The sequence below is a fragment of the Intestinimonas timonensis genome (genome assembly GCF_900626145.1).
Taxonomy (GTDB): Bacteria; Bacillota; Clostridia; order Oscillospirales; family Oscillospiraceae; genus Intestinimonas; species Intestinimonas aquisgranensis.
In genome coordinates this window covers 200,270-224,821 of record NZ_LR130816.1, presented here as the reverse complement: position 1 = coordinate 224,821, position 24,552 = coordinate 200,270, and the positions used below count along the sequence as shown (strand labels likewise).

20 protein-coding genes are annotated in these 24,552 nt (G+C 65.3%); 11 read left to right on the top strand and 9 right to left on the bottom strand.

Annotated elements, in window-relative coordinates:
- Genes E0E29_RS01075 through E0E29_RS01050 form a run of 6 tightly spaced genes read left to right on the top strand, consistent with a single transcriptional unit; the run spans position 1 to position 3,382 of the window.
- Positions 1-726: an ATP-binding protein gene (locus E0E29_RS01075; RefSeq protein ID WP_130848255.1), complete on the top strand. Its 726-nt coding sequence runs from the start codon at positions 1-3 to the stop codon at positions 724-726.
- Positions 713-1,327, top strand: a complete 615-nt coding sequence (gene pduL, locus E0E29_RS01070) for a phosphate propanoyltransferase (RefSeq protein ID WP_130848254.1) — start codon at positions 713-715, stop codon at positions 1,325-1,327. Before E0E29_RS01075 ends, pduL begins: the two co-directional genes overlap by 14 nt.
- A gap of 15 nt (positions 1,328-1,342) precedes the next feature.
- Positions 1,343-1,615 carry a hypothetical protein gene (locus E0E29_RS01065; protein WP_242622327.1) on the top strand — a complete coding sequence of 91 codons (273 nt, stop codon included), beginning with the start codon at positions 1,343-1,345 and terminating at the stop codon, positions 1,613-1,615.
- Positions 1,590-1,838: a EutN/CcmL family microcompartment protein gene (locus tag E0E29_RS01060; RefSeq protein WP_130848252.1), complete on the top strand. Its 249-nt coding sequence runs from the start codon at positions 1,590-1,592 to the stop codon at positions 1,836-1,838. Before E0E29_RS01065 ends, E0E29_RS01060 begins: the two co-directional genes overlap by 26 nt.
- Before the next feature lie 16 nt (positions 1,839-1,854).
- Positions 1,855-2,928: an ethanolamine utilization protein EutH gene (eutH, locus tag E0E29_RS01055; protein WP_130848251.1), complete on the top strand. Its 1,074-nt coding sequence runs from the start codon at positions 1,855-1,857 to the stop codon at positions 2,926-2,928.
- Positions 2,929-2,932: 4 nt separating this feature from the next.
- Complete coding sequence (locus tag E0E29_RS01050; protein ID WP_130848250.1) at positions 2,933-3,382, top strand: cupin domain-containing protein; 450 nt, start codon at positions 2,933-2,935, stop codon at positions 3,380-3,382.
- Between the two features lie 50 nt (positions 3,383-3,432).
- Here the strand turns inward: E0E29_RS01050 and E0E29_RS01045 are convergent, their stop codons facing one another.
- Positions 3,433-3,813: a metallopeptidase family protein gene (locus E0E29_RS01045; RefSeq protein WP_130848249.1), complete on the bottom strand. Its 381-nt coding sequence runs from the start codon at positions 3,811-3,813 to the stop codon at positions 3,433-3,435.
- Positions 3,814-3,825: 12 nt separating this feature from the next.
- Positions 3,826-5,994, bottom strand: coding sequence for a Tex family protein (locus E0E29_RS01040; RefSeq protein ID WP_130848248.1), 2,169 nt, complete (start codon positions 5,992-5,994; stop codon positions 3,826-3,828).
- Between the two features lie 158 nt (positions 5,995-6,152).
- Between E0E29_RS01040 and E0E29_RS01035 the strand changes: the two genes are divergently transcribed.
- The 4 genes from E0E29_RS01035 to E0E29_RS01020 all read left to right on the top strand — a co-directional run bounded on the left by E0E29_RS01035 (position 6,153) and on the right by E0E29_RS01020 (position 12,542).
- The gene (locus tag E0E29_RS01035) at positions 6,153-7,637 is read left to right on the top strand and encodes a DUF1846 domain-containing protein (RefSeq protein ID WP_130848247.1); all 1,485 of its coding nucleotides are present in this window, start codon (positions 6,153-6,155) and stop codon (positions 7,635-7,637) included.
- Between the two features lie 158 nt (positions 7,638-7,795).
- Positions 7,796-8,188 carry a BlaI/MecI/CopY family transcriptional regulator gene (locus E0E29_RS01030; protein WP_130848246.1) on the top strand — a complete coding sequence of 131 codons (393 nt, stop codon included), beginning with the start codon at positions 7,796-7,798 and terminating at the stop codon, positions 8,186-8,188.
- Positions 8,185-10,800, top strand: a complete 2,616-nt coding sequence (locus E0E29_RS01025; RefSeq protein ID WP_130848245.1) for a M56 family metallopeptidase — start codon at positions 8,185-8,187, stop codon at positions 10,798-10,800. Before E0E29_RS01030 ends, E0E29_RS01025 begins: the two co-directional genes overlap by 4 nt.
- A gap of 131 nt (positions 10,801-10,931) precedes the next feature.
- Entirely contained in the window at positions 10,932-12,542 is a 1,611-nt protein-coding gene (locus tag E0E29_RS01020) for a CTP synthase (protein ID WP_130848244.1), read from the top strand.
- Between the two features lie 47 nt (positions 12,543-12,589).
- Here E0E29_RS01020 and E0E29_RS01015 read toward each other — a convergent pair whose 3' ends face one another.
- The 5 genes from E0E29_RS01015 to E0E29_RS00995 form a co-directional block, all read right to left on the bottom strand.
- Complete coding sequence (locus E0E29_RS01015; protein ID WP_130849035.1) at positions 12,590-13,858, bottom strand: HlyC/CorC family transporter; 1,269 nt, start codon at positions 13,856-13,858, stop codon at positions 12,590-12,592.
- 237 nt (positions 13,859-14,095) lie between these two features.
- Positions 14,096-14,668 (bottom strand): YcxB family protein, encoded by a 573-nt coding sequence (locus E0E29_RS01010; protein WP_130848243.1) that lies wholly within the window; start codon positions 14,666-14,668, stop codon positions 14,096-14,098.
- A gap of 5 nt (positions 14,669-14,673) precedes the next feature.
- Complete coding sequence (locus E0E29_RS01005) at positions 14,674-15,297, bottom strand: class II aldolase/adducin family protein (RefSeq protein ID WP_165449753.1); 624 nt, start codon at positions 15,295-15,297, stop codon at positions 14,674-14,676.
- Between the two features lie 120 nt (positions 15,298-15,417).
- On the bottom strand, positions 15,418-16,779 hold the full coding sequence (locus tag E0E29_RS01000; RefSeq protein WP_130848241.1) for a citrate/2-methylcitrate synthase: 1,362 nt from the start codon (positions 16,777-16,779) through the stop codon (positions 15,418-15,420).
- A 216-nt stretch (positions 16,780-16,995) separates the two neighbouring features.
- Positions 16,996-18,921, bottom strand: a complete 1,926-nt coding sequence (locus tag E0E29_RS00995) for an NAD(+) synthase (protein ID WP_130848240.1) — start codon at positions 18,919-18,921, stop codon at positions 16,996-16,998.
- A 352-nt stretch (positions 18,922-19,273) separates the two neighbouring features.
- Between E0E29_RS00995 and E0E29_RS00990 the strand changes: the two genes are divergently transcribed.
- Complete coding sequence (locus E0E29_RS00990; protein WP_130848239.1) at positions 19,274-21,904, top strand: cation-translocating P-type ATPase; 2,631 nt, start codon at positions 19,274-19,276, stop codon at positions 21,902-21,904.
- A gap of 47 nt (positions 21,905-21,951) precedes the next feature.
- Here E0E29_RS00990 and E0E29_RS00985 read toward each other — a convergent pair whose 3' ends face one another.
- Complete coding sequence (locus tag E0E29_RS00985) at positions 21,952-22,563, bottom strand: hypothetical protein (RefSeq protein WP_130848238.1); 612 nt, start codon at positions 22,561-22,563, stop codon at positions 21,952-21,954.
- Positions 22,560-24,551 (bottom strand): M56 family metallopeptidase, encoded by a 1,992-nt coding sequence (locus E0E29_RS00980; protein WP_130848237.1) that lies wholly within the window; start codon positions 24,549-24,551, stop codon positions 22,560-22,562. The genes E0E29_RS00985 and E0E29_RS00980 overlap by 4 nt, the downstream gene beginning before the upstream one ends.
- Between the last annotated feature and the right edge of the window lies 1 nt (position 24,552).

Below are 24,552 nucleotides of genomic sequence, written 5' to 3'. Positions count from 1 at the left end.
GTGGCCCTCTTGACGGAGGAGCGGGTCCGGCAGATGTCCGACAACGGCACCCGGGGACCGGTGGTGGTGGCCCGGGGGGACGTCCTCACACCCTCAGCCCGGTCCTTCCTCCGGGAGCACCGGGTGGAGGTGGTCTACCCACAGGGCAAAGAGGAGGCCGCCCCCGGCGCCGCCCGGTATCAGACCGCCTTCGGGGTAGGTCTGGAGGAGAAACCGGAGCACATGACCCACCTGAGGGGCAACATCCTGGTTTTCAAGGACCACCCCCGCATCGCCTTCCGGGGCATGATCGACCTGCTGGAGGGGGAGATCGCTCTGTGCCAGCAGGTCTGCGTCCGGGAGGGAGTGCCCGGCCTGGCGGAGGAGATGGAGGAGGTGCTGGACTTTGTCCGGCGCTTCATCCGCTTCGACGTGCTCTCGGAGCCGGTAGGGGAGGTCAGGCTCTGCGGTATGACCCCAGAAGAACTGCGGGAGCGGTCCCACTACCCGGAAAAATACTACGGCCAGGGCCATTTCCTCATCCACTACACCGACTCCCCCGCCATCCTGGCGGTGAACAAGGTGCGCACAGTGGTCCGGCAGACGGAGCTTGCCGCCTACCGGGCCTTCCGGGACGAGAACGGCGGCGTGGCCCGGGGGGATATCATCCTGGGCCTCAACCGGCTCTCCTCCCTCCTGTGGATCATGATGATCAAGCTGAAGGCGGGAAAGTATGGACACACATGATAGAGAAGGACTCATTGAGGGGGTGCTCCGCGCCCTCACCGTCCCCATGGAGGCCAGTGGACGCCACGTCCACCTGAGCCGGGAGGGGGTGGACCGGCTCTTCGGGCCGGGGCACCGGCTGACCCCGGTGCGGGACCTCTCCCAGCCGGGGCAGTTCGTCTGCGCCGAGCGGGTGCAGCTGTGCGGACCCAAGGGGGTGCTGGACAAGGTGGTGGTGCTGGGGCCGGAGCGGAAGGAATGTCAGGCGGAGATCTCCCTCACCGACGCCGTCACCCTGGGGGTGACGCCGCCGGTGCGGCTGTCCGGGGACCTGGACGGGACGCCGGGCTTCGTACTGCGGTACGGTGACCGGGTCCTCTGCCTGGACCGGGGGCTGATGGTGGCCAAGCGGCACATCCACATGCCCCCCGCCGACGCCCGCCGCCTGGGGGTGGAGGACAGGCAGAGGGTCCGGCTGAAGACGCTGACCGCCCGCCCCCTCATCTTTGGAGACGTGGAGGTCCGGGTGCGGTCCGACTTCGCCACCGCCGCCCACCTGGACTACGACGAGGCAAATGCCTGCGGTTTTCAGAAGGGAGACCGTGGATTCATTTTGCCGTAAAAAGGAGTGATGTCCGTGGTTTTGGAGACACGGGACGGAGCCCTGGTCATCGCCCGGCTGCCGGTGGAGCAGATGGGCTCGCTGTCCCTGGGCCTTGCCCTCACCGATGAGGAGGGGACGGTCCTCCGGGCCCTGCTGGAGGGGCGGAAGGTCCAGGTGCTGGAGTCGGGCCTGGAGTACAAGGACTATCGCAGGTGTGCCCCTTTGGGCATCTATCAGAAATTTATGGCCCTGGAGCGAGGGCTGCGGGAGATGGGCATTTGTGTTGTTAGGGATCGTCGTCGGTAGCGTGTGGTGCACCCGGAAGGCGGAGGCGCTGACAGGCCAGACCTTTTTGCTGGTGGCCCCGGAGGGCTATCAGGGGCCCGCCCTGGTGTGCGCCGACCAGGCGGGAGCGGGGCCGGGCGACAAGGTACTGGTCACCCGGGGCGGCGGCGCCCGGATCGCGGCAGGGGAGCACATCCCGGTGGACGCCGCCATCGTGGGCATCGTGGACCGGGTGGAGTTCTGAGAAAGGGGGAGGTCCGTTGTCCATCAACGAGATCATCATCTATATCATGGCCGTCTTTCTGGTGCTGGGCGCCCTGGACCACATCGCGGGGAACCGCTTCGGCCTGGGGGAGAAATTTGAGGAGGGCATCCAGGCCATGGGCGCCCTGGCCCTGGCCATGATCGGTATCCTCTGCCTGGCGCCGGTGCTCTCCGACCTGCTGCGGCCGGTGGTGGTGCCGGTCTATACCTTCCTGGGCGCCGACCCCGCCATGTTCGCCGGCACCATCCTGGCAAACGACATGGGGGGCGCCGCCCTGGCTCGGGAGCTGGCCCTCACCGAGGAGGCGGGGCAGTTCGGCGGCCTCATCGTGGGGGCAATGCTGGGTCCCACCATCGTCTTTACCATCCCGGTGGCCCTGGGCATCCTGAAGCAGGAGGACCTGGAGCCCCTGGCCCGGGGGGTGCTCTGCGGTGTAGTCACCATCCCCCTGGGCGCCTTTGTGGGCGGACTGGCCGCCGGCTTCCCGGTGGGCATGGTACTCCGGAACCTCATCCCCATCGTCCTCATCGCCCTCCTCCTGGCCCTGGGGCTGTGGAAGATCCCCGGCGCCATGGTGAAGGGCTTCGCCGTCTTCGGCAAGGTGGTGGTGGCCGTCATCACCGTGGGCCTGGCCGCCGCCATTGTGGAGTCCCTCACCGGGCTGGTCCTCATCCCCGGTATGGCACCCATCCAGGAGGGCTTTGCCGTGGTGGGGGAGATCGCCATCGTCCTGGCCGGGGCCTTCCCCCTGGTCTTTGTCATCACAAAGGTGTTCCAAAAGCCCCTCTTGAAGCTGGGACGGCTGCTGGGGGTCAACGACGTGGCTGCGGCGGGACTGGTGGCCACCCTGGCCAACAACATCCCCATGTTCGGCATGGTGTCCGACATGGACCGCCGGGGTAAGGTGGTCAACGTGGCCTTCGCCGTGTCGGCGGCCTTCGTCTTCGGCGACCATCTGGGCTTTACGGCGGGCTTTGACGATACCATGATCTTCCCCATGATCGTGGCCAAGCTGACGGGGGGCATCACCGCTGTGGCGGTGGCCATGCTCCTCACCCGAAAGGAGTGATCCCATGGCTGACATCGATAAAAACGCCCTGGAAAAGCTGGTGCGCCAGGTGCTGCTGGAGAAGCTGGGGGGGACCCCGGCGCCGGAGCGCCCCGCCGCCCACGGAGTGCGCTCGGTGGCGGTTCCACGGCTGGAGGTCCGGGAGGCCGACCGGCTGGACACCGGCCGGAGCGGGGACCGGGTGTGGACCCGGGACCTCTTTTCCCTGGAGGAGGCCCCCCGGCTGGGCTGCGGCCTCATGGTCATGGAAAAGACCACCTTCCCCTGGACGCTGACCTATGACGAGATGGACTATGTCATCGATGGGCGGCTGGACATCCTGGTGGGGGGCGAGACGGTCTCCGCCGGACCCGGCGAGGTCATCCATATCCCCCGGGGCAGTGAGATCCAGTTCTCCGCCAAGGGAAAGGTCCGCTTCCTCTACTTCGTCTATCCCGCCGACTGGCAGAAATGAAACCTGGGCCGGAGATGAGCATGCTCATCTCCGGCCCAGATTTATGTGTGTTATTCACGCTCCCGGCGGTACTCCTCCAGGAAAGCCTCGTCCTTGAGCTCCAGGCCCCGCTCTCCGGCCAGACCCTCGATGTGGTGGGTGAACTCGTGGGCGAAGGTCTCCCACAGCTCGTCCTCCCAGTCCTCCTCGGTCCAGTCCTCCTGCTGTGCCAGGGCGGCGAAGGAACCGTAGTAGAGGTTGATGTGCCGGCCCATCATGTCGTTGCAGTACTCCCCCAGAATATACATCTCGCCGGGGGGAAACTCCGGGTCGGGCTTGGCCTCGGGCAGCAGAGCCACCCCGCCGTTGAGCTCGTCGAAAAACTCCGGCGGAAACTCCTCGGCCATGTCGTCCAGCAGAAGGCCCACCTCATCGAAATTGAGCATGCTCATGACAGAACCTCCTTACACGGTCTGGTCCTTGGGCTTTTTCATGGTGAGGCTGATGCGCTTTTTCTTTTCATCCACGTCCAGTACCCAGACGGTGACCACGTCCCCCACGGCGCAGACCTGGGAGGGGTGGCTCACCCGGCGGGGGGTGTTGAGCTGGGAGATGTGGACCAGGCCGTCCTGGTGGACGCCGATGTCCACAAAGACGCCGAAGTCGATGACGTTGCGGACGGTGCCGGTGAGCTCCATGCCGGGCTTTAGGTCCTTCATCTCCAGCACGTCGGTGCGGAGGATGGGCTTCGGCAGCTCGTCACGGGGGTCCCGGCCCGGCTTCATGAGCTCGGCTACCACGTCCCGGAGGGTGGGAATACCCACTCCGCAGGCCTCAGCGGCGGCGGCTTCACCGTAGCCCGCCACCCGGTCCCGGAGGTCGGTAAGGGTCCCCGCCTTCACGGCGGAGAGCTCGCAACCGCACAGGGAGAGAAGCTTTTCCGCCGCGGCATAGCTCTCCGGGTGGACGGCGGTGTTGTCCAGCACGTTTTTGCTCTCGGGCACCCGCAGGAAGCCGGCGCACTGCTCAAAGGCCTTGGGCCCCAGCTTGGGGACCTTCAAAAGCTGCTTCCGGGTGGTGAAGGCGCCGTTCTCCTCCCGGTACTTGACGATGTTTTTGGCGGTGGTGTTGTTGAGGCCGGACACTCGGAGGAGGAGGGGGGCGGAGGCGGTGTTCAGATCCACGCCCACGGCGTTGACGCAGTCCTCCACCACGCCGGAGAGGGTCTCGTCCAGCCGGGCCTGGGGCATGTCGTGCTGGTACTGGCCCACGCCGATGGCCTTGGGGGCGATCTTCACCAGCTCGGCCAGGGGGTCCTGGAGCCGCCGGGCGATGGACACCGCCGAGCGCAGGTTCACGTCGTAGTCGGGGAACTCCTCGGCGGCCAGCTTGGAGGCGGAGTACACGCTGGCGCCCGCCTCGCTGACGATCATGTAGGAGAGGTCCCCGCCCACCTTTTTGATGAGCTCCACCGTCATCTGCTCGGTCTCCCGGCTGGCGGTGCCGTTGCCGATGGCGATGTGCTGCACGCTGTGCTTCTTCACCAGCCTGGCCAGGGTGTCGATGGCCTCCTGCTTTTTCTTCTCGTTGAAGGTGGGGTAGACCACCGCCGTGTCCAGCACCTTGCCGGTGGCGTCCACCACCGCCACCTTGCAGCCGTTGCGGTAGCCCGGGTCCAGGCCCATGGTGACGAAGCCCTTCACAGGCGGCTGCATGAGGAGGGGCTTTAAGTTGAGGGCGAAGTTGTGGATGGCCCCCTCGTCGGCCTGCTCGGTGAGGGTATTGCGGATCTCCCGCTCCAGGGAGGGCTTCAACAGCCGGTCCCAGGCATCGTCGGCGGCGGCCCGGACGAAGTCCATGGCCGCCCGGCCGGGCACCACCTGCCGGCGGACGGCCACCCTGGCCGCCTCGGCGTCCAGCTCCACCCCGGCCTTGAGGATGCCCTCCCGCTCACCCCGGTTGATGGCCAGGACCTGGTGGCCCTGGACCCGGTTCACCGGAGCGGTGAAGTCGTAGTAGAGGCGGTAGACCGTGTCAGCGGGCTCCTCCTCCGCCGCCCGGGAGACCAGGGTGCCCCGGCGCAGGTAGAGCTCCCGCAGGGCCTTGCGGACTGCGGCGTCATCGCTGATGGCCTCGGCGATGATGTCGCTGGCCCCCTGGAGGGCGTCCTCAACGGTTTCCACGCCCCTTTCCGGGTCGATGAAGTCCGCCGCCAGGGCCGCCGGGTCCACGGGGTTCCCCTTGGCAAAGAGGGCGTCGGCCAGGGGCTCCAGCCCCTTTTCCTTGGCCATGGTGGCCCGGGTGCGGCGCTTGGGCTTGTAGGGGAGGTACAGGTCCTCCACCTCCGCCAGGGTGGCGGCGGCGTCGATGGCGGCGGAGAGCTCCTCGGTGAGCTTGCCCTGGCCCTCGATGGAGGCCTTGACCTCCTCCCGGCGCTTGTCCAGGTTCCGGAGGTACTGGAGCCGGTCGGCCAGGGTACGCAGGGTGGTGTCGTCCATGGCGCCGTGGAGCTCCTTCCGGTAGCGGGCGATGAAGGGGATGGTGTTCCCCTCGTCGATGAGCTTGACCACGTTTTCCACATGGATGGGCTCCCGGCCCAGCTCCCGGGCCAGGATGGTGATGATGGTGTCCATTGTGTCGCTCCTTTTCAGGTATCTGGGTCTTTCATTTTATCACGTCGCCGAAAACGGAGCAAGGAAAAGCCGTCGGAGTCAGGAATCCCTTGACGGCAGGGGCGAAAAGAGGGTAAAATAAAACGATTGTGTAAGAATGACAGCTTGGAGGGGTGCAGATGAAACAGATCGGCTTTGACAACGCAAAGTATTTGGAGACCCAGTCCGCTCACATCAAGGACCGCATCGCTCAGTTTGGGGACAAGCTCTACCTGGAGTTCGGCGGTAAGCTCTTTGACGACTACCATGCCTCCCGGGTACTGCCCGGCTTCGCACCGGACAGCAAGATCCGCATGCTCCTGGAGCTCAAGGACGACGTGGAGATGGTCATCTCCATCTGTGCCAGCGACATTGAGAAGAACAAGATCCGGGGCGACCTGGGCATCACCTACGACGTGGACGTGCTCCGGCTCATCGACGCCTTCCGGGCCCAGGGCCTGTATGTGGGCAGCGTGGTGGTCACCCAGTACGACCGCCAGCCCGCCGCCGACGCCTTCAAGAAGCGGCTGGAGGACCTGGGCATGAAGGTCTTCCTCCACTATCCCATCGCCGGCTATCCCAACAACGTCTCCCTCATCGTCAGCGACGAGGGCTATGGCAAGAACGACTATATCGAGACCTCCCGCCCCCTGGTGGTGGTCACCGCCCCCGGCCCCGGCAGCGGCAAGATGGCCACCTGCCTCTCCCAGCTCTACCACGAGTACAAGCGTGGGGTGAAGGCGGGCTACGCCAAGTTCGAGACCTTCCCCATCTGGAACCTGCCCCTTCAGCACCCGGTGAACCTGGCCTATGAGGCGGCCACCGCCGACCTCAACGACGTGAATATGATCGACCCCTTCCACCTGACCGCCTATGGAAAGACGACGGTGAACTACAACCGGGATGTGGAGATCTTCCCCGTCCTCTCCGCCATCTTTGAGAAGATCACCGGCGAGTGCCCCTATAAGTCCCCCACCGACATGGGAGTCAATATGGTGGGCAACTGCATCGTGGATGACGCCGTGGTCTGTGAGGCCGCCCGGCAGGAGATCATCCGCCGGTACTATGCCGCCCTGTGCGACCGCCGGCAGGGCCGCTGCGGGGATGAGCCGGTCTACAAGCTGGAGCTCCTCATGCAGCAGGTGAAGGCCGACGCCTCTCTCCGCCCGGTGGTGGGCGCTGCCCTGGCCGTGGCCGAGGAGACCGGCAAGCCCGCCGCCGCCATTGAGCTCCCCGACGGCGAGGTGGTCACCGGCAAGACCACCGATCTCATGGGAGCCTCCGCCACCACCCTCCTCAACGCTCTGAAGTGCCTGGCCGGCATCGGCCATGAGCACCACCTCATCTCCCGGGAGGCCATCGAGCCCATTCAGACCGTGAAGGTCAAGCACCTGGGCAGCGCCAACCCCCGTCTCCACTCCGACGAGGTCCTCATCGCCCTGGCCATCTCGGCCACCACCAACCCCCTGGCCCGGCAGGCCCTGGACCATCTGGCCCAGCTCCGGGACTGTGAGGCCCACGCCTCCGTCATCCTCTCGCCCCCCGATTCGGGCACCTACGCCAAGCTGGGCATGCACCTCACCTGTGAGCCCACCTACGAGACCAATAAGCTCTATCACAAATAAATTCATCTGCCGCCGCAGCGCCCCGGACCTCAAGTCCGGGGCGCTTTTTTTGACGCCAAATTGTTACCGATCCCGCCTTGACAAAATGAGGTTACAGTTGTACCCTATATGCGAAGGGTACAACTGTAACCTCGTTTGCATGGAAGGGGGATACCTGTATGTGGGAGCGTGAGGCCAAGATCACCGACGCGGAGCTGGAGGTAATGGAGGTACTGTGGCAGGTGGGCGACCTGACCCTGGCCCAGGTGAAGGAGGGGGTCACCGCCCGGAAGGGCTGGAGTGGCGACACGGTGAAAACCCTCCTCCGGCGGCTGCTGGAAAAGGGGGCTGTGGGCCAGGAGAAGCGGGGGGTGTACCATTACCGCCCCCTGGTGAGCCGGGAGGAGCTGGGGGACTACAAGACCCGCACCCTCATCGAAAAGCTCTACGACGGCAAGGCAAAGGATCTGGTGGCCGCCCTGGTGGAGCGGCGGCAGCTGGACCGCTCCGATGTGGCCGAGCTCAAGGACCTCTTTGACAGGCTGTGGGAGGAGAGGGGGGAGGACATATGACCGGCTTTCTCCTCACCCTGCTGCGGCTGAGCCTGTTAGGCTCGGTGCTGGGGGTGATCCTTATGGGGGTGCTCCACCTGCTGGGCCGCCGCATCAGCCGGGCAGCGGGGTATTACCTGTGGCTGCTGGTGCTGCTGCGGCTGTGCGTGCCGGTGTGGGTGGACCTGCCCATCCCCGTCTATCAGCAAAGCGCCGCCGTCACCGGTGTGATCATGACCAACCCGGCAGGGGGTCAGAACGGCGGGACCACTGTTCTGTTTCCGCCCACAGATCAAGGGGGACGGTCACCGAACGCAGGCAATGGGCCGTCGGTCCCTGACGGCGGCGGGGAGAGGGTGACCGCTGCCACGGAGGTGGACTGGAGGGCCATCCTCAACGCCCCGGCGCTGTGGTTCGGACTCTGGGCCATCGGCTTTGTCCTCAGCCTGGGCCGGTACGGACGGAGCTACCGCCGCTTTGCCCGGCTGGTCCGGCGAGAGAGCCACGCCCCCGGCCGGTTGGCGCTGGAGGTGCTGCAGGAGCTGGACCCCGGCGGGAAGATCGCCCTGGCAGTGTGCCCGGCCATTCCTTGTCCCATGGCCCTGGGGCTGCTGCGGCCCGCCGTATTTTTGCCCGATGGGGTGGAGGACCGGGGGCGGCTGGAGGATATCCTCCGCCATGAGCTTACCCACCTGCGCCGCCGGGACCTCCTCTATAAGTGGTGTGCGGCGGTGGTGACCAGCCTCCACTGGTTCAATCCCCTCATGCCGGTGTTCCGCCGGGAAATGGCCCGGCGGTGCGAGCTCGCCTGTGACGAGGCGGCGGCGGGGAGCCTGTCCCCGGAGGCGCGGCGGCGGTACGGGGAGACCCTCCTCTCCCTGGCCGCGGACCCCCCAAAGGGGCTGATGGTCACCACCCTGTGCGAGGAAAAGGAGCATTTGAAGGAAAGGCTGGTGGATCTGGTGAAGGGGACAAAACGAGGCCCTGCCGCGCTGTGTCTGACCCTGTGCCTCACGGTACTGTTGGGGAGCTGCTCCATGATTGGAGGCGCGGCCATGGTGACGCCTGGCTTGGAGGAGGAGACGGAGGTGCCCAGCTCCACCTCCAACGTGGGCGACCTCCTCACCGACGCCGCCCTCTACGACCTGGGGGGCGGGCTCACCCTGGCCATCCCCACCGACATCGTGGAGGACACCATGGTCCTCTTTGAAGAGGACCTGGGGGACGGCTCGGAGCCGGTGTTCCCTAGGGTCTACCACCGCTCCAGCTACGAGGCGGCCATAGAGGACTTCGACGCCCCCATGGGCTTCCTCTTCTCCTTCTTCCGCTACGACCAGGTAGGATACGAGCAGAACTACCTGGCCGTCCACGGCGGGACGGGCCAGACCATCTTTGCCCGGGATGGCGAGTGGTACTACGGCATGGCCTACCCCACCGATGTGCAGTTTTACACCGCAGATGGCGACCAGGACACCGACAGCGCGGACTACCGGCGCTGGGAGTATGTCCGCTCCCGCATCCCCGACATCCAGGCCGACTTTATCGTCCGCAACGGCCTTACCCCCTACGACGGCGGAGCGGAGCTGAACCAGCCCTTCCTGTGGGAGGGGGAACACCGCTATGTGGAGGTCCACAGCGCCGACTATTCCGTCTCCCTGACCCTCCACCTCTCCCAGCCCGTCACCCAGGGCAGCGGCGGCATCTGGTGTGTGGAGGGCAGCTTTGAAAACAACTACGGCGGCTGGGGCAGGGAGCTGCCCTATGGCATCGAGGTGACGGCGGCGGAGTACTACGCCGATCTCCAGGCCCAGGTGGACCAGGGCCACCGGCCAGGGCTCCTGGACCCGGTCCAGGCGGCCATGGACTGGTATCGGGAGAAGTACGACGCCGAGACCCTGGACGGCCTCACCTTCACCCTGATGGAGGGGGAGCCCGCCGGGGACCTGTGGAGCACCATCGGGCAGGTGGCGGGTCAGGCCGGCACGCTGGAGAGCCTCTTCTATCTGGACGGCGACCCGGGCAGCAGCGAGGGCAGGCTGGCCTTCCACGACCCGGAGTTCCTGTCGGGTGAGGTGCGTTGGTACCTCCAAACCTTCGTGTGGATGGAGGGCCAAGGGCCGGAGACCATCGAGGGTGAGGCGGTGCGCTATCAGACGGAGAGCGGTGACGAACTCCTCTTCCTGGAGGAGGACGGCCTTCTGCGCATCACCATCGGGGACGCCGTCTCCTGGTACCGCCCCGCCTACGCCTACCAGGTGAGCCCCTATGACCAGATGCTGGACTGCTGCGCCGCCCTGGCCCAGGAGGAGGACCCCTTCACTTGGGAGCAGATAGATGCCGGCATGGACGCCCTGTCCGCCTGGCTGGAGGCGGAGGGCTGGAAAGCGCCCACGGAAGGCACCTTGCAGTATCTGCCCCTCTACGCCCGCTACCACGCCCAGACCTACCTGGAAAACGGCAGGGGGCAGGGGAGCGGCCTTGACCGGGCCGATGTGCTGGTACTCTGCGCCGCCTTTTCGGCGGACGCCCCTCAGGGGGAGGGGACCTACGTGTTCTGGCTCATCCCCGACGGCAGCGGCGGCTGGCAGGTGGACGACTGGGGCCAGACTACCTTCCCCGATCTGGCGGGCTGAGAAAAAACACCGCCGTTTTTTTCAAACCTCTTGACGGGCCTCTCCCACACGCATAAAATAGAAAGGATTTTTTATGGGGCAACGGGGTCCCGGGGCAATGGCGTCCCATCAACTGATGGGAGGAATGTAATATGGCGGTCAAGTATATTTTCGTCACCGGCGGCGTGGTCTCCGGCCTGGGCAAGGGCATCACGGCGGCCTCTCTGGGGCGGCTCCTCAAGCAGCGGGGGCTGAAGGTGGCCCTCCAGAAGTTCGACCCCTACCTGAACGTGGACCCGGGGACCATGAACCCCTTCCAGCACGGCGAGGTCTTCGTCACCGACGACGGCGCCGAGACCGACCTGGATCTGGGCCACTATGAGCGCTTCACCGACGAGTACCTGACGGTGGACTCCTCGGTGACCTCGGGCAAGGTCTACTGGACCGTCCTCAACCGGGAGCGGGAAGGCGGCTACCTGGGCGGCACCGTCCAGGTCATCCCCCACATCACCGACGAGATCAAGGACCGGATCTACCGGGTGGGCCGCCGGGGCGACGTGGACGTGGTCATCACCGAGATCGGCGGCACTGTGGGCGACATCGAGTCCCAGCCCTTCCTGGAGGCCATCCGGCAGGTGGCGGCCGAGGTGGGGCGTCAGGATGTCATGTATATCCATGTCTCCCTGGTGGTGTCCATCCCCGGCTCCGACGAGCTCAAGAGCAAGCCCACCCAGCACTCGGCCAAGGAGCTGCTGGGCCTGGGCATCCAGCCCGACGTCATCGTCTGCCGCTCCGACCGGCCCATCCCCGACGACATCCGGAAAAAGATCTCCCTCTTCTGCAACATCCTCCCGGAGAACGTCATTGAGAACCTGACCGCCCCCTCCCTCTACGAGGTCCCCCTGATGCTGGAGGAGGCCGGCCTGGCCCGGGCGGTGTGCCGCCGTCTGGGCCTCACCGCCACGCCCCCCGACCTCATCGAGTGGACCGCCCTGGTGGAGCGGGAGAAGGCGGCCAGGGAGCATGTGGAGATCGCCCTGGTGGGCAAGTACGTGGGCCTCCACGACGCCTACCTCTCCGTGGTGGAGTCCCTGGCCCACGCCGGTATCGTCAATGACGTGAAGGTGGACCTCCGCTGGGTGGACTCCGAGACCCTCACCGACGACAATGCCGCCCAGGCGCTGGAGGGCTGCCACGGCGTGCTGGTCCCCGGCGGCTTCGGCAGCCGGGGCATCGACGGCATGCTCGCCGCCGTGAAGTACGCCCGGGAGCACAAGGTGCCCTACTTCGGCATCTGCCTGGGCATGCAGATGGCAGTGGTGGAGTTCGCCCGCCACGCCGCCGGTCTCACCGGTGCCCACTCCAGCGAGTTGGACCCGGAGACCCCCTATCCCGTCATCGACCTCATGCCCGACCAGGTGGGAGTCACCGCCAAGGGCGGCACCATGCGCCTGGGGGCCTATCCCTGTCACCTCACCAGTCCAGAGGGCCCCTGCGGGCGGGCCTACGGCGTCCAGGACATCTCCGAGCGGCACCGGCACCGGTATGAGTTTAACAACGACTACCGGGAGGCCCTTACGTCCAAGGGACTGGTGCTGGCCGGACTCTCCCCGGACGGCCGGCTGGTGGAGGCGGTTGAGCTCCCCGACCACCCCTGGTTCGTGGGCGTACAGTTCCACCCGGAGTTCAAGTCCCGGCCCAACAAGGCCCACCCCCTTTTCCGGGCCTTTGTGGCCGCGGCCAAGGCCCAGGCAAAGGCATAACAGGTACAAAAAACCCCGGCGGTTCCGTGAACCGCCGGGGTTTCGTTTTACTTTTCGGGTTTTTCCTCGTCCGGGGACTGGTCCAGGACCACCACCCGGATCTCCAGCACCCGGCGGTGGTCCACCTTGGTGACGGTGACGTCCAAGTTTTCGTAGACGAAGTGGTCGCCCTCCTCGGGCACCCGGCCCACTTCCTCCATGACCCAGCCGGAGACGGTGGTGGAATCGCTCTCCCCCTTGATGGAGAAGAGGTCGTAGAGGTCGGTGAGGTTGGCGTTGCAGGAGATGAGGTAGCTGCCGTCGGGCTGCTTTTTGAACTCCTCGATGACCTCGTCGTGCTCATCCCAGATCTCGCCCACCAGCTCCTCCACGATGTCCTCCATGGTGCACAGGCCCTCGGTGCCGCCGTACTCGTCCACCACGATGACCATATGGGCCTTGGCCTTCTGGAGGATGCGCAGCAGGTCGGAGATCTTGGTGTTGGCGGTGGTGTAGAGCACGGTGGAGACGATGGCGGAGACGTCGTCGTGGCCGTGATAGCGGGCGGCGTGGAAGTCCTTCTCATGGATGACGCCCACGATGTTGTCGATGTCCTCATGGTAGACCGGCAGCCGGGAATAGCCGCTCTCGGCAAAGGCCTTGGCGATCTCGTCCATGGTATCGGTGTCCTCCACCGCCACGATGTCCACCCGGGGGGTGAGGATCTCATCCACCTCCAGGTCGCCGAACTCGATGGCGGAGCGGATGAGCTCGCTCTCGTCCTGGTCCAGACCGCCCTCGGTCTCGGCCTGGTCCACCATGGTGATGAGCTCCTCCTCGGTGATGCCGCTGTCACTGCTGCTGCGGAAGATCAGGCTGAGCAGCCGCTTCCACTGGGCGAAGAGGAAGTTCAGGGGGCGGAGGATCATCATCAGCAGCCGCAGAATGGGGGCGGAGAACATGGCAAAGGCCTCGGGCTGCTCCTTGGCCAGACTCTTGGGGGAGATCTCGCCAAAGATCAGGATGATCACGGTGAGCACGATGGTGGACACCGCGGGGCCGTAGGCCGTGCCCACGTGCTTGGTGAAGAGGACGGTGCCCAGGGTGGAGGCGGAGATGTTCACGATGTTGTTGCCAATGAGGATGGTGGACAGCAGCCGGTCATAGTCCTCCGCCAGAGCCAGGGTGCGGGCGGCCCGGCGGTCGCCGGCGTCGGCCTTGCTCTTCAGGCGGATGCGGTTGAGGGAGGTAAAGGCGGTCTCGGTAGCGGAGAAGTAGGCGGAAAACGCCACCATCAGAAACAAGGCCACGATCATTGTGATACTTTGGGGGTCCATTCGGACGATCAACTCAACTTTCTTCTTAATTTGGATGTATGCCTATGAAAAGAAGGAGAAGGTGAAAAATGCGCGCAAAAGGACAGCCCTACGCCCTGAGGCTAAGGCTGCCCTTTAAAAACGGTTTGGTTATCTGACTAGGCGGAGGTTGGTCCACAGGGACTCACCAGACCCTTTCTTTCCATAGAATGGGACCAGTATACCAGAAACCCGCCCGTCATGCAAGAGGGGATTTTTTCAGCGGCCCCGGCGGGGCATCTGGAAGGTGCGCGGGGTCTTGCCGCTGCGCTGCTCCAGCAGGGGGAAGAGGGCGGCGGGGTCTCCCAGGGTAAAGTCCTTCTTCCGGGCCAGGACGCACTGGCCGCTTTTCAGAAAGACCAGCAGGTAGCCGGCGGTCTCCACCAGGTCGGTGATCTGGTCATAGGGGGTCTCGGTGGAGCCGGCGCTGTCGGCGGAGTCCAGGTGATCGTCAAAGAAGCGGTAGCGGATGGGCTTGCCGTAGGCGCCGTTTTTCCGGGCGGCCTTCACTACCTGCTTTTCCATCCGGCGGCACACCCGCTGAGCGGCAAAGCGGTCCACATAGGGCACCCCCAGCAGGAAGAAGGCCAGGCAGAAGATACCGGTGCCCAGGGCGCTCAGGCTGGTGTAGTTCCCGGCGGCAGCCAGCCACCAGATGGCCACAGCCACCACCACGGCCAGGATATACAGGGCCCAGATGGGATTTTTCTCATGGAGCATATAGTGGACGGTCACCATGTTGCCGTAGGCGTCGGCGTCATGGGCGGTCTCCACCTGAAAGAGCGGTTCCATGGTCGTCAGCCCCCTCTCAGCGCGGCGGCCTGCTCCTGGGTCAGGGGCACGCCGCCCCCCAGCAGCCGGACGTTGAGGTGGATCTGGGCGGTGTGCTCCAGGGTCTCCATCCGCCAGTAGGCCCGCTCCAGGTCGGGGCCCATGGTGAGGGCGCCGTGGTTGGCCAGGAGGATGGCGTCATGGTCGGCCATGAGGGGAGCGGCAGCGGCGGGCAGCTCAGCGGTGCCGGTGCGGCCGTAGGGGGCGCAGGGTACCGGGCCCAGAGACATGACGGCCTCACCCAGCAGGGGCTCCTCCAGGCCCATGTGGGCGCAGGCGAAGGCGGTGGCGGCGGGGGGATGGGCATGACATACGCCGCCCACATCGGGGCGGACCCGGTAGCAGGCCAGGTGCAGGGGGGTCTCCGAGGAGGGGCGGTAGGAGGACGGTTCGGTCATCCGGCCCTGGCTGTCCACCACCAGCAGCATGTCTGTGGTGAGGAAGCCCTTGCTCACCCCGGCGGGGGTCACCAAAAAGAGGCCTTCTCCCAGTCTCCGGCTGAAGTTGCCGTCGTTGGCGGCCACCCAGCCCCGTTCCCACAGTCTGCGGCCCAGCTCGCACATGAGCCGTCTTTGGGTCTCGTAATCCATAGCGCTCCTCCTTACTTGCGCACACATGGTGCTTGTCCCATTCATTATACCGCCTGGGGCGGAAATTGACAACGGACAATTGCCAAGGCCCGGAGCGCGGAGCGCTCCGGGCCTTGTATGTCATCTTTGGTCCAGGGGGGTGTAATCCCGATGGGTGCCCACATATTTGTAGGCGGGGCGAATGATCTTGCCCATGTTGATGAGCTCCTCGATGCGGTGAGCGCTCCAGCCGGCGATGCGGGCCATGGCAAAGAGGGGGGTATAGAGCTCCAGGGGGAGGTCCAGCATGTGGTAGACGAAGCCGGAGTAGAAGTCCACGTTGGCGGCCACGCCCTTGTAGATCTTCCGCTCATGGGCAATGATCTGGGGGGCCAGCCGCTCCACCCGGGCGTAGAGGTCGTACTCGTCGGTGCGGCCCTTCTCCCGGGAGAGGGTCTCCACGAACCGGCGGAGGATGTTGGCCCGGGGGTCGGAGAGGGAGTAGACGGCGTGGCCCATGCCGTAGATGAGTCCCGCCTTGTCGAAGGCCTCCCCGTGGAGGAGGGCCTTCAGATAGGCGGAGATCTCCTCCTCGTCGGTCCAGTCCCGGACCTCCTTCTTCATGTCCTCGAACATCTGGATGACCTTGATGTTGGCGCCGCCGTGCTTGGGGCCCTTGAGGGAGGCCAGGGCGGCGGCCATGCAGGAGTAGGTGTCGGTGCCCGAGGAGGTGACCACGTGGGTGGTAAAGGTGGAGTTGTTGCCGCCGCCGTGCTCGGCGTGGAGCATGAGGCAGATGTCCAGAATGTGGGCCTCCCAGAAGGAATAGGAGGAGTCGGCCCGCAGGAGGGTGAGGATGTTCTCCGCGGTGGAGAGCTCCGGCCGGGGGGCGTGGATGAAGAGGGAGTTGCCCTCCTTGTAGGTGTAGGCCTGGTAGGAGTAGACGGCATAGAGGGGGAAGGTGGCGATGAGCTGGATGCACTGCCGGGCCACGTTGGGCAGGCTGATGTCGTCGGTCTTGTCGTCGTAGGAGGCGATGGAGAGGACGCACTTGGCCAGGGAGTTCATCATGTCGCTGCTGGGGGATTTTAAAATCACGTCCCGGACGAAGTTCTTGGGGAGGGTCCGGTAGGAGGAGAGGAGCTGGGTGAAGTCCTCCAGCTCCGAGCGGGTGGGCAGCTGGCCGAACATGAGGAGGTAGGCCGTCTCCTCAAAGCCAAAGCGCTTTTCCCGCAGGGCGGAGCCCACCAGGTCCTCGATGTTGTAGCCCCGGAAGTAGAGCTCGCCCTCGCAGGGGACCTCCACCCCGTCCACCACCTTTTTGGAGATGATGTCGGAGACCTCGGTGAGTCCGGCCAGCACGCCCTTGCCGTCCAGGTCACGGAGACCCCGTTTGACGTCGTAGCGGCGGTAATCTTCTGGGTCGATCTGACAGTTTTCCAGGCTCCTGGCGGCGTGGGCCTGGATCTCGGGGGTCACGTCACTGTAGTGGTAGCTGGCCATTGGCATCGCGCTCCTTTCTCTGCGGAGGCCCCGGGAGGGGCGGCGGTAGTTGTCGTATAGGGATCTGAATGATTAGTGTATTAAATATCATTCTAGCATATAAATATGACTATTTTATGAATGGACAAACGTCCGCCCCACACGAATTTTGAGAAATAGGCAAAAAAATCCGCCCGTGGGCTGGGCCCACAGGCGGATTTTGGGGATATATGGTGTTTATTCCAGGCCCTCCAGCTCCTCCAGCCAGAGGGAGGCCACTGCATCAGACGGCATGCGCCAGTCGCCGCGAGGCGACAGGGCCACAGAGCCCACCTTGGGGCCGTCGGGGAGGCAGGAGCGCTTGAACTGCTGGGAGAAGAAGCGCCGGTAGAAGGTGCGCTCCCACTTGAGGATGGTGGCCCGGTCGTAGGTCCGGCCGAAGGCGTACTCGGCCAGGCGCAGCACCTTCCGGGGCGGGAAGGCCCAGCGGACGGCATAGTAGAGGAAGAAGTCGTGGAGCTCGTAGGGGCCCACCAGGTCCTCGGTCTTCTGGGCGATCTGGCCCTCGATGGCGGGGAGGAGCTCCGGGGAGACGGGGGTGTCCAGAATGTCGGAGAGGACGCCGGAGAGCTGGGGGTCCTCCTGCTCCTTGTCGTCGCTGATGAAACTCACCAGATGGCGCACCAGGGTCTTAGGGATGCCGGCGTTGACGGCGTAGTTGCTCATGTGGTCGCCGTTGTAGGTGCACCAACCCAGGGCCAGCTCGGAGAGGTCGCCGGTGCCGATGACCAGGCCGCCGGTCTGGTTGGCGATGTCCATGAGGACCTGGGTCCGCTCCCGGGCCTGGCCGTTTTCAAAGGTGACGTCGTGGTCAGACATGGACTGGCCGATGTCCCTAAAGTGCTGCTTCACCGCCTCACCGATGTCGATGGTCTTGAGGGTACAGCCAAGCCGCTCGGCCAGCAGTACGGCGTTGGACTTGGTGCGGTCGGTGGTGCCGAAGCAGGGCATGGTGACGGCGATGATGTCGGTGGCGGGGCGGTCCAACATCTGCATAGCCACCGCCGTGATGAGGACGGCCAGGGTGGAGTCCAGGCCGCCGGAGAGGCCCACCACCGCCGTCTTGGCATTGGTGTGCTCCAGCCGCTTCTTGAGGCCCAGGGCGGCCACGTACAAAATCTCGTTGCACCGCTCCGCCCGGTCGGCCTTGTCCTCAGGGACGAAGGGGGTGGGGGAGACGGGCCGGGTCAGGTGGGTGTCGCTGAGGTCCAGGTCAAAGCCGATCCGCCACAGGCTCTCCTGCTCCTCCAGGGGCTGGAAGGTACCCAGCCGCTGCCGCTCGGCGCACAGACGGTCCACGTCGATCTCGCTGACGGTGAGGCCGGTGCCGAAGCGCCGCTCGGAGAGGAGAACGCCGTTCTCGGCGATCATATTGTGGCCGCCAAAGACCAGGTCGGTGGAGGATTCACCCTCTCCGGCGTCGGCGTAGACGTAGCCGCACAGCAGGCGGCCCGACTGGCCGCACACCAGGGAGCGGCGGTAGCCGGCCTTGCCCACCGTCTCATTGGAGGCGGAGAGGTTGAGGATGAGGGTGGCGCCCGCCCGGGCCGCCCGGATAGAGGGGGGCTCCGGCGCCCACAGGTCCTCGCAGATCTCCACGCCGATGACCAGCTGGGGAAGCTGGGTGCAGAAGAAAAGGTGGCCGTCCGACAGGCAGACCTCCTGACCGCACAGGGGGAAGGTAACCTCCGTTCCGGCGCCGGAGGCGAACCAGCGCTGCTCATAGAACTCGCCGTAGTTGGGCAGGTGGGTCTTGGGCACCAGGCCCAGGATCTCCCCTTTGTGGATGACGGCGGCGCAGTTGTAGAGCTTACCGTCCCAGGGGTTCCGGACGGGCAGGCCAATGGCGGTGACCATGTCCAGGTTCTTGGTGGCCTCCAGGATGGTCTGGAGCCCTTCCTCAGCGCCCCGGAGCAGGGTGGGCTGGAGGAAAAGGTCCCCGCAGGTATAGCCGGTAAGGCACAGCTCGGGGAGCGCCAGGACCTTCACCCCCTGCTTGGCGGCCTCCCGCATGAGGGTGAAGATCTGTTCGGCGTTATAACGGCAGTCGGCCACCCGGATGGACGGGGTGCCGGCGGCGACTTTCACAAAACCATCGCGCATATACATGACCTCCTATTCGCGTTGGTACCATTTTACCCCAAGGGTGGAGCGTTTGCAAGAAAAGCGGCCTTCCGATGTGGGAGAAAAAGTTTACCGGATTTTACATGGGCAGCCTTGACAAGGGAGGAAACAGTCGGTATAATCTTGGATAGTTCAAAAGGGAGTAGTCGCAAGTTCCTCCTTCAACATCACGGCCTTCGGCCTGGGGGAGGACGCCGGTGACGGTGACAAGACTTTTGAGTATGTACTTCGCTGGGGCGGAGTGTATACTCAAAAGTCTTTTTTTATTGTTTCGGCGTGGGAATCAGCGGCTGTTCCCGGGGCAAGATAACCTGTAAAAGGAGTGTGCAGCATGGAAAAAGCCTTTTTCAACCGCACCCCGGAGGAGACCCTGAAGGCGGTGGAGTCCGCCCGGACGGGCCTCACTTCGGCCCAGGCGGCGGAGCGGCTGGAGCGGTTCGGCAAGAACGCCCTGGCCGAGGGCAAGAAGAAATCGGGCCTCCAGGTCTTCCTGGAGCAGTTCAAGGATCTGTTGGTGGTCATCCTGCTGGTGGCCGCTGTCATTTCCGCCGTCTCCGGCAATCTGGAGAGCACCATCGTCATCTTCGCCGTCCTCATCCTCAACGCCATCCTGGGCACCGTCCAGCATTTCAAGGCGGAAAAGTCCCTGGAGAGCCTGAAGGCCATGTCCTCCCCCACAGCCAAGGTGCTGCGGGACGGCAAGCGCGCCATGATCCCCTCCGCCCAGATCGTCCCCGGCGACATCGTGGAGCTGGAGGCCGGCGACATGGTGGTGGCCGACGGCCGCATCCTGGAGAACTTCTCTCTCAAGGTCAATGAGAGCTCCCTCACCGGCGAGAGTGAGGGCGTGGAGAAGACCACCGACGTGATCCCCGGCGACGAGGTGGCCCTGGGCGACCGGAAGAACATGGTCTTCTCCGGCTCCCTGGTGACCTACGGCCGGGCCCTGGTGGTGGTCACCGGTACCGGCATGAACACCGAGCTGGGCAAGGTGGCCGCCCTCATGAACCAGACCCAGCAGCGCAAGACCCCCCTCCAGCAGTCCCTGGACGACTTCAGCAAGAAGCTGGCCATCGTCATCATGGCCATCTGCGTGCTGGTCTTCGGCCTCTCCCTCTACCGGGAGATGCCCATTCTGGACTCCCTCATGTTCGCCGTGGCCCTGGCCGTGGCCGCCATCCCGGAGGCCCTTTCCTCCATCGTCACCATCGTCCTGGCCCTGGGCACCCAGAAGATGGCCAAGGAGAACGCCATCATCAAGGACCTGAAGGCGGTGGAGAGCCTGGGCGCCGTGTCGGTGATCTGCTCGGATAAGACGGGCACCCTGACCCAGAACAAGATGACCCCCCAGAAGATCTACGCCGACGGCTCCCTGCTGGAGGGCGATGATCTGGATCTGGTCAACGATGTACAGCGGCTCCTGCTGAAGGCGGCCCTCCTGGCCAGCGACGCCACCACCGACCCGGCCACCGGCACCAGCATCGGCGACCCCACCGAGGTGGCCCTGGTCATGCTGGGCGACCGGCTGGAGATCGACGAGGTGGCCTACCGCCGGCAGCACCCCCGCATCGGGGAGCTGGCCTTCGACTCCGACCGGAAGCTCATGAGCACCCTCCACGACATCGACGGCGTGCCCACCCTCTACACCAAGGGCGCCATCGATGTGCTCCTGGCCCGGTCCACCCACGTCCTCACCCGGGAGGGCAAGGTGCCCATGACCCCCGAGTGGAAGGAGCGCATCTCCCGTGTGAACATGGAGCTCTCCATGGAGGGCCTACGGGTCCTGTCCTTCGCCTACCGGGAGCTGCCGGAGAACCACACCCTCACCCTGGACGACGAGAAGGACTTCACCTTCATCGGCCTCATCTCCATGATCGACCCGCCCCGGCCCGAGGCCATCCAGGCCGTGGCCGACGCCAAGCGGGGCGGCATCCGCACCATCATGATCACCGGCGACCACAAGGTCACCGCCTCCGCCATCGCCAAGCAGCTGGGCATCTTCCGGGAGGGGGATGAGGCTGTCTCCGGCGTGGAGCTGGACAACATGACCGACGCCGACCTGGACCAGCGTCTGGAGAAAATTTCCGTCTACGCCCGGGTGTCCCCCGAGCACAAGATCCGCATCGTCTCCGCCTGGCAGCGCAAGGGCAAGATCGTCTCCATGACCGGTGACGGCGTCAACGACGCCCCCGCCCTCAAGGCCGCCGACATCGGCGTGGCCATGGGCATCACCGGCACCGAGGTCTCCAAGGACGCCGCCTCCATGATCCTGGCCGACGACAACTTCGCCACCATCGTCAAGGCGGTGGTCAACGGCCGCGGCGTCTACACCAACATCAAAAACTCCATCAACTTCCTCCTCTCCGGCAACATGGCCGGCATCCTCTGCGTCCTCATCACCTCCATCCTGGGTCTCTCTGTCCCCTTTGCCCCGGTGCACTTGCTGTTCATCAACCTCCTCACCGACTCCCTGCCCGCCATCGCCATCGGCGTGGAGCCGGCCACCGGCGGCCTGCTGGACCAGAAGCCCCGTGACCCCAAGGAGCCCATCCTCACCAAGGGCCTCCTGGGCAAGATCTTCGCCTACGGTGCCATCATCGCCGCCGCTGTCATGGCCGCCTACTTCATCGGACTCCGGGACTCCGGCGCCGAGCTGGCCATGACTATGGCCTTCTCTACCCTGACCCTGGCCCGGCTTTTCCACGGCTTCAACTGCCGCGGGATTCCCTCCATCTTCCGCATCGGACTCACCACCAACAAGGCCAGCATCGGCGCCTTCTTTGCCGGCGTGGTGCTCCTGGCCGCCGTCCTCTTCATCCCCGGCCTCAATACCCTCTTTGAGGTGGCCCCCTTTACCATGAAGGAGATCGGCCTGGTGGTCCTGCTGGCCTTCCTGCCCACGGTGGTCATCCAGATCTACAAGGTCATCAACGACGCCGTCCAGGCTTCCCGGCGGAAATGATCCTGATACAAAAAAAGCGGAACAGACGCAAGTCTGTTCCGCTTTTTTCATGTCTCCTCCTCCGTGGGGAGGAAGCATTTCCGCAATGCGAAGAGGCCGAACATGAGCATCAGGGCCACGAGCATGGCCGCCAGGGCCATGCCAAGGAGGAGGACAGTGACTACCCCCTCCGGCAGGGAGCCGCCCGGGAAGGTGAACTGCGCCCCGTTGGGGAAGCAGTAGCCCAGAACGGCAAAGACGGTGAGGAGGAGGGTGTGGACCGTCCGCAGCCGCAGGAGCCGCCGGTCCAGGGCCACGCCCGGGGGTTGGTACCGCGCCGCCAGCTGGGCAAAGTCGGTGAAGAGCTGGAAGTGGAAGTAGATGTCCGCCACCGAGATCAGCAGGTCCACCGGCGGAAACCACCCATCCAGGGTCCCGCCGAAGAGGGTGAAGACCCAGTCTGCCCCCGCCCACACCCCCAGCAGCACACACAGGGGGCGCAGCAGGGTGAGGTCCCGCTCCTCCTCCTCCAGACAGCCGATGGCCGACCACAGCAGGAGGTAGCACACGAAGTTGGGGAGGATGTTGAGGGTGTTCAGGTTGACGTTGAAGTAGAGGAAGAAGTAGGCCCAGGCGGCGTGGGACACCCCCCGGTACAGCTTCTCATAGTTTGGGATCACGGCACATCCCCTCCTTCCACGGGCCGGAGCTCCACGGTCTGCTCCTCCCGGCCGTCCACATAGGAGAGGACCATGCGGTAGTGGTCCGGCCACACCGGCGCTTCATTGGGGTCGCCGCCCAGGCCGGAGCCGCCGCCGCTTTGCAGGCTGCCGCTGTCCCGGGCGTTGCCCCAGAAGGTGCCGTCGCTGCTGCTGCCCTGACCGGAGCCGAACTCCAGGGAGGGCCCGCTGCCGTCGGCCCAGACCGGAGCGGCGGCGTAGCGGTTCACCAAGTCTGCTGCCCCGGGGACGGTCTCGGTGCCGATGAAATCGTAGGATTCTCTGGCGGAGTCAAACAAGGCGTTGGGCTTGGGTGTGGTGTCAAAGGAGGTGGAGGTGCCAAAGAACCAGGACATGGAGTTGCTGGTCTCCACCGTATTGTCCACGGTGTGGATGGTCTGGTAGACGATCTCCAGGCGGAGGCCGTCCACATCGGCGGCGTAGGTGACGGCGGCGGGGAGGGCGGGATCACCCCAGGTGAGCAGGCTCACGCCGTCGTCATAGGCCTGCTGGAGTTCCGCCAGATGGAAGTCCCCCTGGGGGAGGACCACCCAGCGGTCCCCCTGCCGCTCTGCCCGGACGGCCTGCCAGGCGGTGTAGGCATGACCCTCCTCGCTCTCACGGACCGGCGGGGCGTCGGGACCGTCCAGGTAGGCCAGCTGGAGGGGAAAGACCACCACGGCGGTATAGCCGCTGTCCGTCTCGGTCAGGTTGTAGAGAAAATAGCCTGCGGCCTGGTCGGGATAGCCAGGCAGACCGCTCTCCCAGTGCTCATGGACCCAGTTGTCAGGGCCATGGGCGAAGGACTCCATCTGGGCAGCCAGATCGGCCTGCTGGTCAATCGGGGCGCACAGAGCCCGGTAGATGCCGTCTTGTTCGATGACCGCCTTGCCGTAGGTGTCCAAGGCTCCGGCGGCGGTGGTGCAGGGGGTGAGTCGGGCCGAGGCCATGGCGGTGTGGAACTCCAGCTCCCCGGAGTGGCCCAGGCCGTTGGCCTTGGCCAGGGTCTGACCCTGTCCCAGCACCAGGGGGAAGAGGAGCACCAACGCCACACACACCGAGGCCAGGGCCATCCCCGCCGGATAGCGCTTGAACCGGGCGATGGCCTCGATGCGCTCCCGGATGTTGCGTCCGCCGTTGGCCATGGAGGAGGTGCCGGGGGCCCGGGCGTACTTGCCCGAGGCCATGGAGAGAAGGATGCGGCCGTAGTCCCGGCGGTCCTCACCCTCCAGCCGCTCCAGCACCCGCTGGTCGCAGAGGGCCTCGGCGTCGTTGCCCGCCCGGTCGGCGCAGTACCACAGGAGGGGATTACACCAGTGGAGGCACCGGAAGAGGCAGATGAGGAGGCCCCAAGCGGCGTCATGATACTTGAGGTGGAGCAGCTCGTGGAGAATTACCTTGTCGTCCACCGCCTGCCCGGCGGGGAGGGCCAGCACCGGCCGGACCACCCCGCAGACGAAGGCGGAGGGCAGTCCCTCCACCTCCACCGCCCGGCAGAGGGGAAGGTCATACTGTGCCGCCACCCGGCGGAGCTGAGCGTCGTCGGCGGGGTTCCCCCGGCGGAGGGCCAGCCGCAGCCGGAGATAGGTGAGGGCGTACCAAGCCAGCAGCACCACCACCCCGGTCACATAGACGAAATAGAGGACGTCCAGAGGCGTCTGGGGTCCGCCCAGGGGGGCGGGCAGAGGGATGGGGGCTATCACACGGATGAGAGAGTAGTCCCCGGTGAGGGCGGCCTTGAGGGTCTCCAGCCACAGCGGCCAGTTGAGGAGGACGTACCGCCCGCCCTGCCCGGCGGGGTGGAGGAGCACCAGGGCCAGCAGGCCCCAGATACCGAACTGCCACCGGGGGGAGAGCTTGTCACGGAACAGGTACTTGACCACCAGCAGGAAGGCCGCCGCTCCGGCGGCGGTGAGGGTCTGGAGGAGGAAGGACCACAGGTCGGTCATA

Excerpts from the sequence above, each read along its gene's own strand:
- pduL (WP_130848254.1), top strand. The coding sequence starts at position 713 with ATGGACACACATGATAGAGAAGGACTCATTGAGGGGGTGCTCCGCGCC.
- E0E29_RS01050 (WP_130848250.1), top strand. The coding sequence starts at position 2,933 with ATGGCTGACATCGATAAAAACGCCCTGGAAAAGCTGGTGCGCCAGGTG.
- E0E29_RS01045 (WP_130848249.1), bottom strand. The coding sequence starts at position 3,813 with ATGAGCATGCTCAATTTCGATGAGGTGGGCCTTCTGCTGGACGACATG.
- E0E29_RS01040 (WP_130848248.1), bottom strand. The coding sequence starts at position 5,994 with ATGGACACCATCATCACCATCCTGGCCCGGGAGCTGGGCCGGGAGCCC.
- E0E29_RS01035 (WP_130848247.1), top strand. The coding sequence starts at position 6,153 with ATGAAACAGATCGGCTTTGACAACGCAAAGTATTTGGAGACCCAGTCC.
- E0E29_RS01030 (WP_130848246.1), top strand. The coding sequence starts at position 7,796 with ATGTGGGAGCGTGAGGCCAAGATCACCGACGCGGAGCTGGAGGTAATG.
- E0E29_RS01025 (WP_130848245.1), top strand. The coding sequence starts at position 8,185 with ATGACCGGCTTTCTCCTCACCCTGCTGCGGCTGAGCCTGTTAGGCTCG.
- E0E29_RS01020 (WP_130848244.1), top strand. The coding sequence starts at position 10,932 with ATGGCGGTCAAGTATATTTTCGTCACCGGCGGCGTGGTCTCCGGCCTG.
- E0E29_RS01015 (WP_130849035.1), bottom strand. The coding sequence starts at position 13,858 with ATGGACCCCCAAAGTATCACAATGATCGTGGCCTTGTTTCTGATGGTG.
- E0E29_RS01010 (WP_130848243.1), bottom strand. The coding sequence starts at position 14,668 with ATGGAACCGCTCTTTCAGGTGGAGACCGCCCATGACGCCGACGCCTAC.
- E0E29_RS01005 (WP_165449753.1), bottom strand. The coding sequence starts at position 15,297 with ATGGATTACGAGACCCAAAGACGGCTCATGTGCGAGCTGGGCCGCAGA.
- E0E29_RS01000 (WP_130848241.1), bottom strand. The coding sequence starts at position 16,779 with ATGGCCAGCTACCACTACAGTGACGTGACCCCCGAGATCCAGGCCCAC.
- E0E29_RS00995 (WP_130848240.1), bottom strand. The coding sequence starts at position 18,921 with ATGCGCGATGGTTTTGTGAAAGTCGCCGCCGGCACCCCGTCCATCCGG.
- E0E29_RS00990 (WP_130848239.1), top strand. The coding sequence starts at position 19,274 with ATGGAAAAAGCCTTTTTCAACCGCACCCCGGAGGAGACCCTGAAGGCG.
- E0E29_RS00980 (WP_130848237.1), bottom strand. The coding sequence starts at position 24,551 with ATGACCGACCTGTGGTCCTTCCTCCTCCAGACCCTCACCGCCGCCGGA.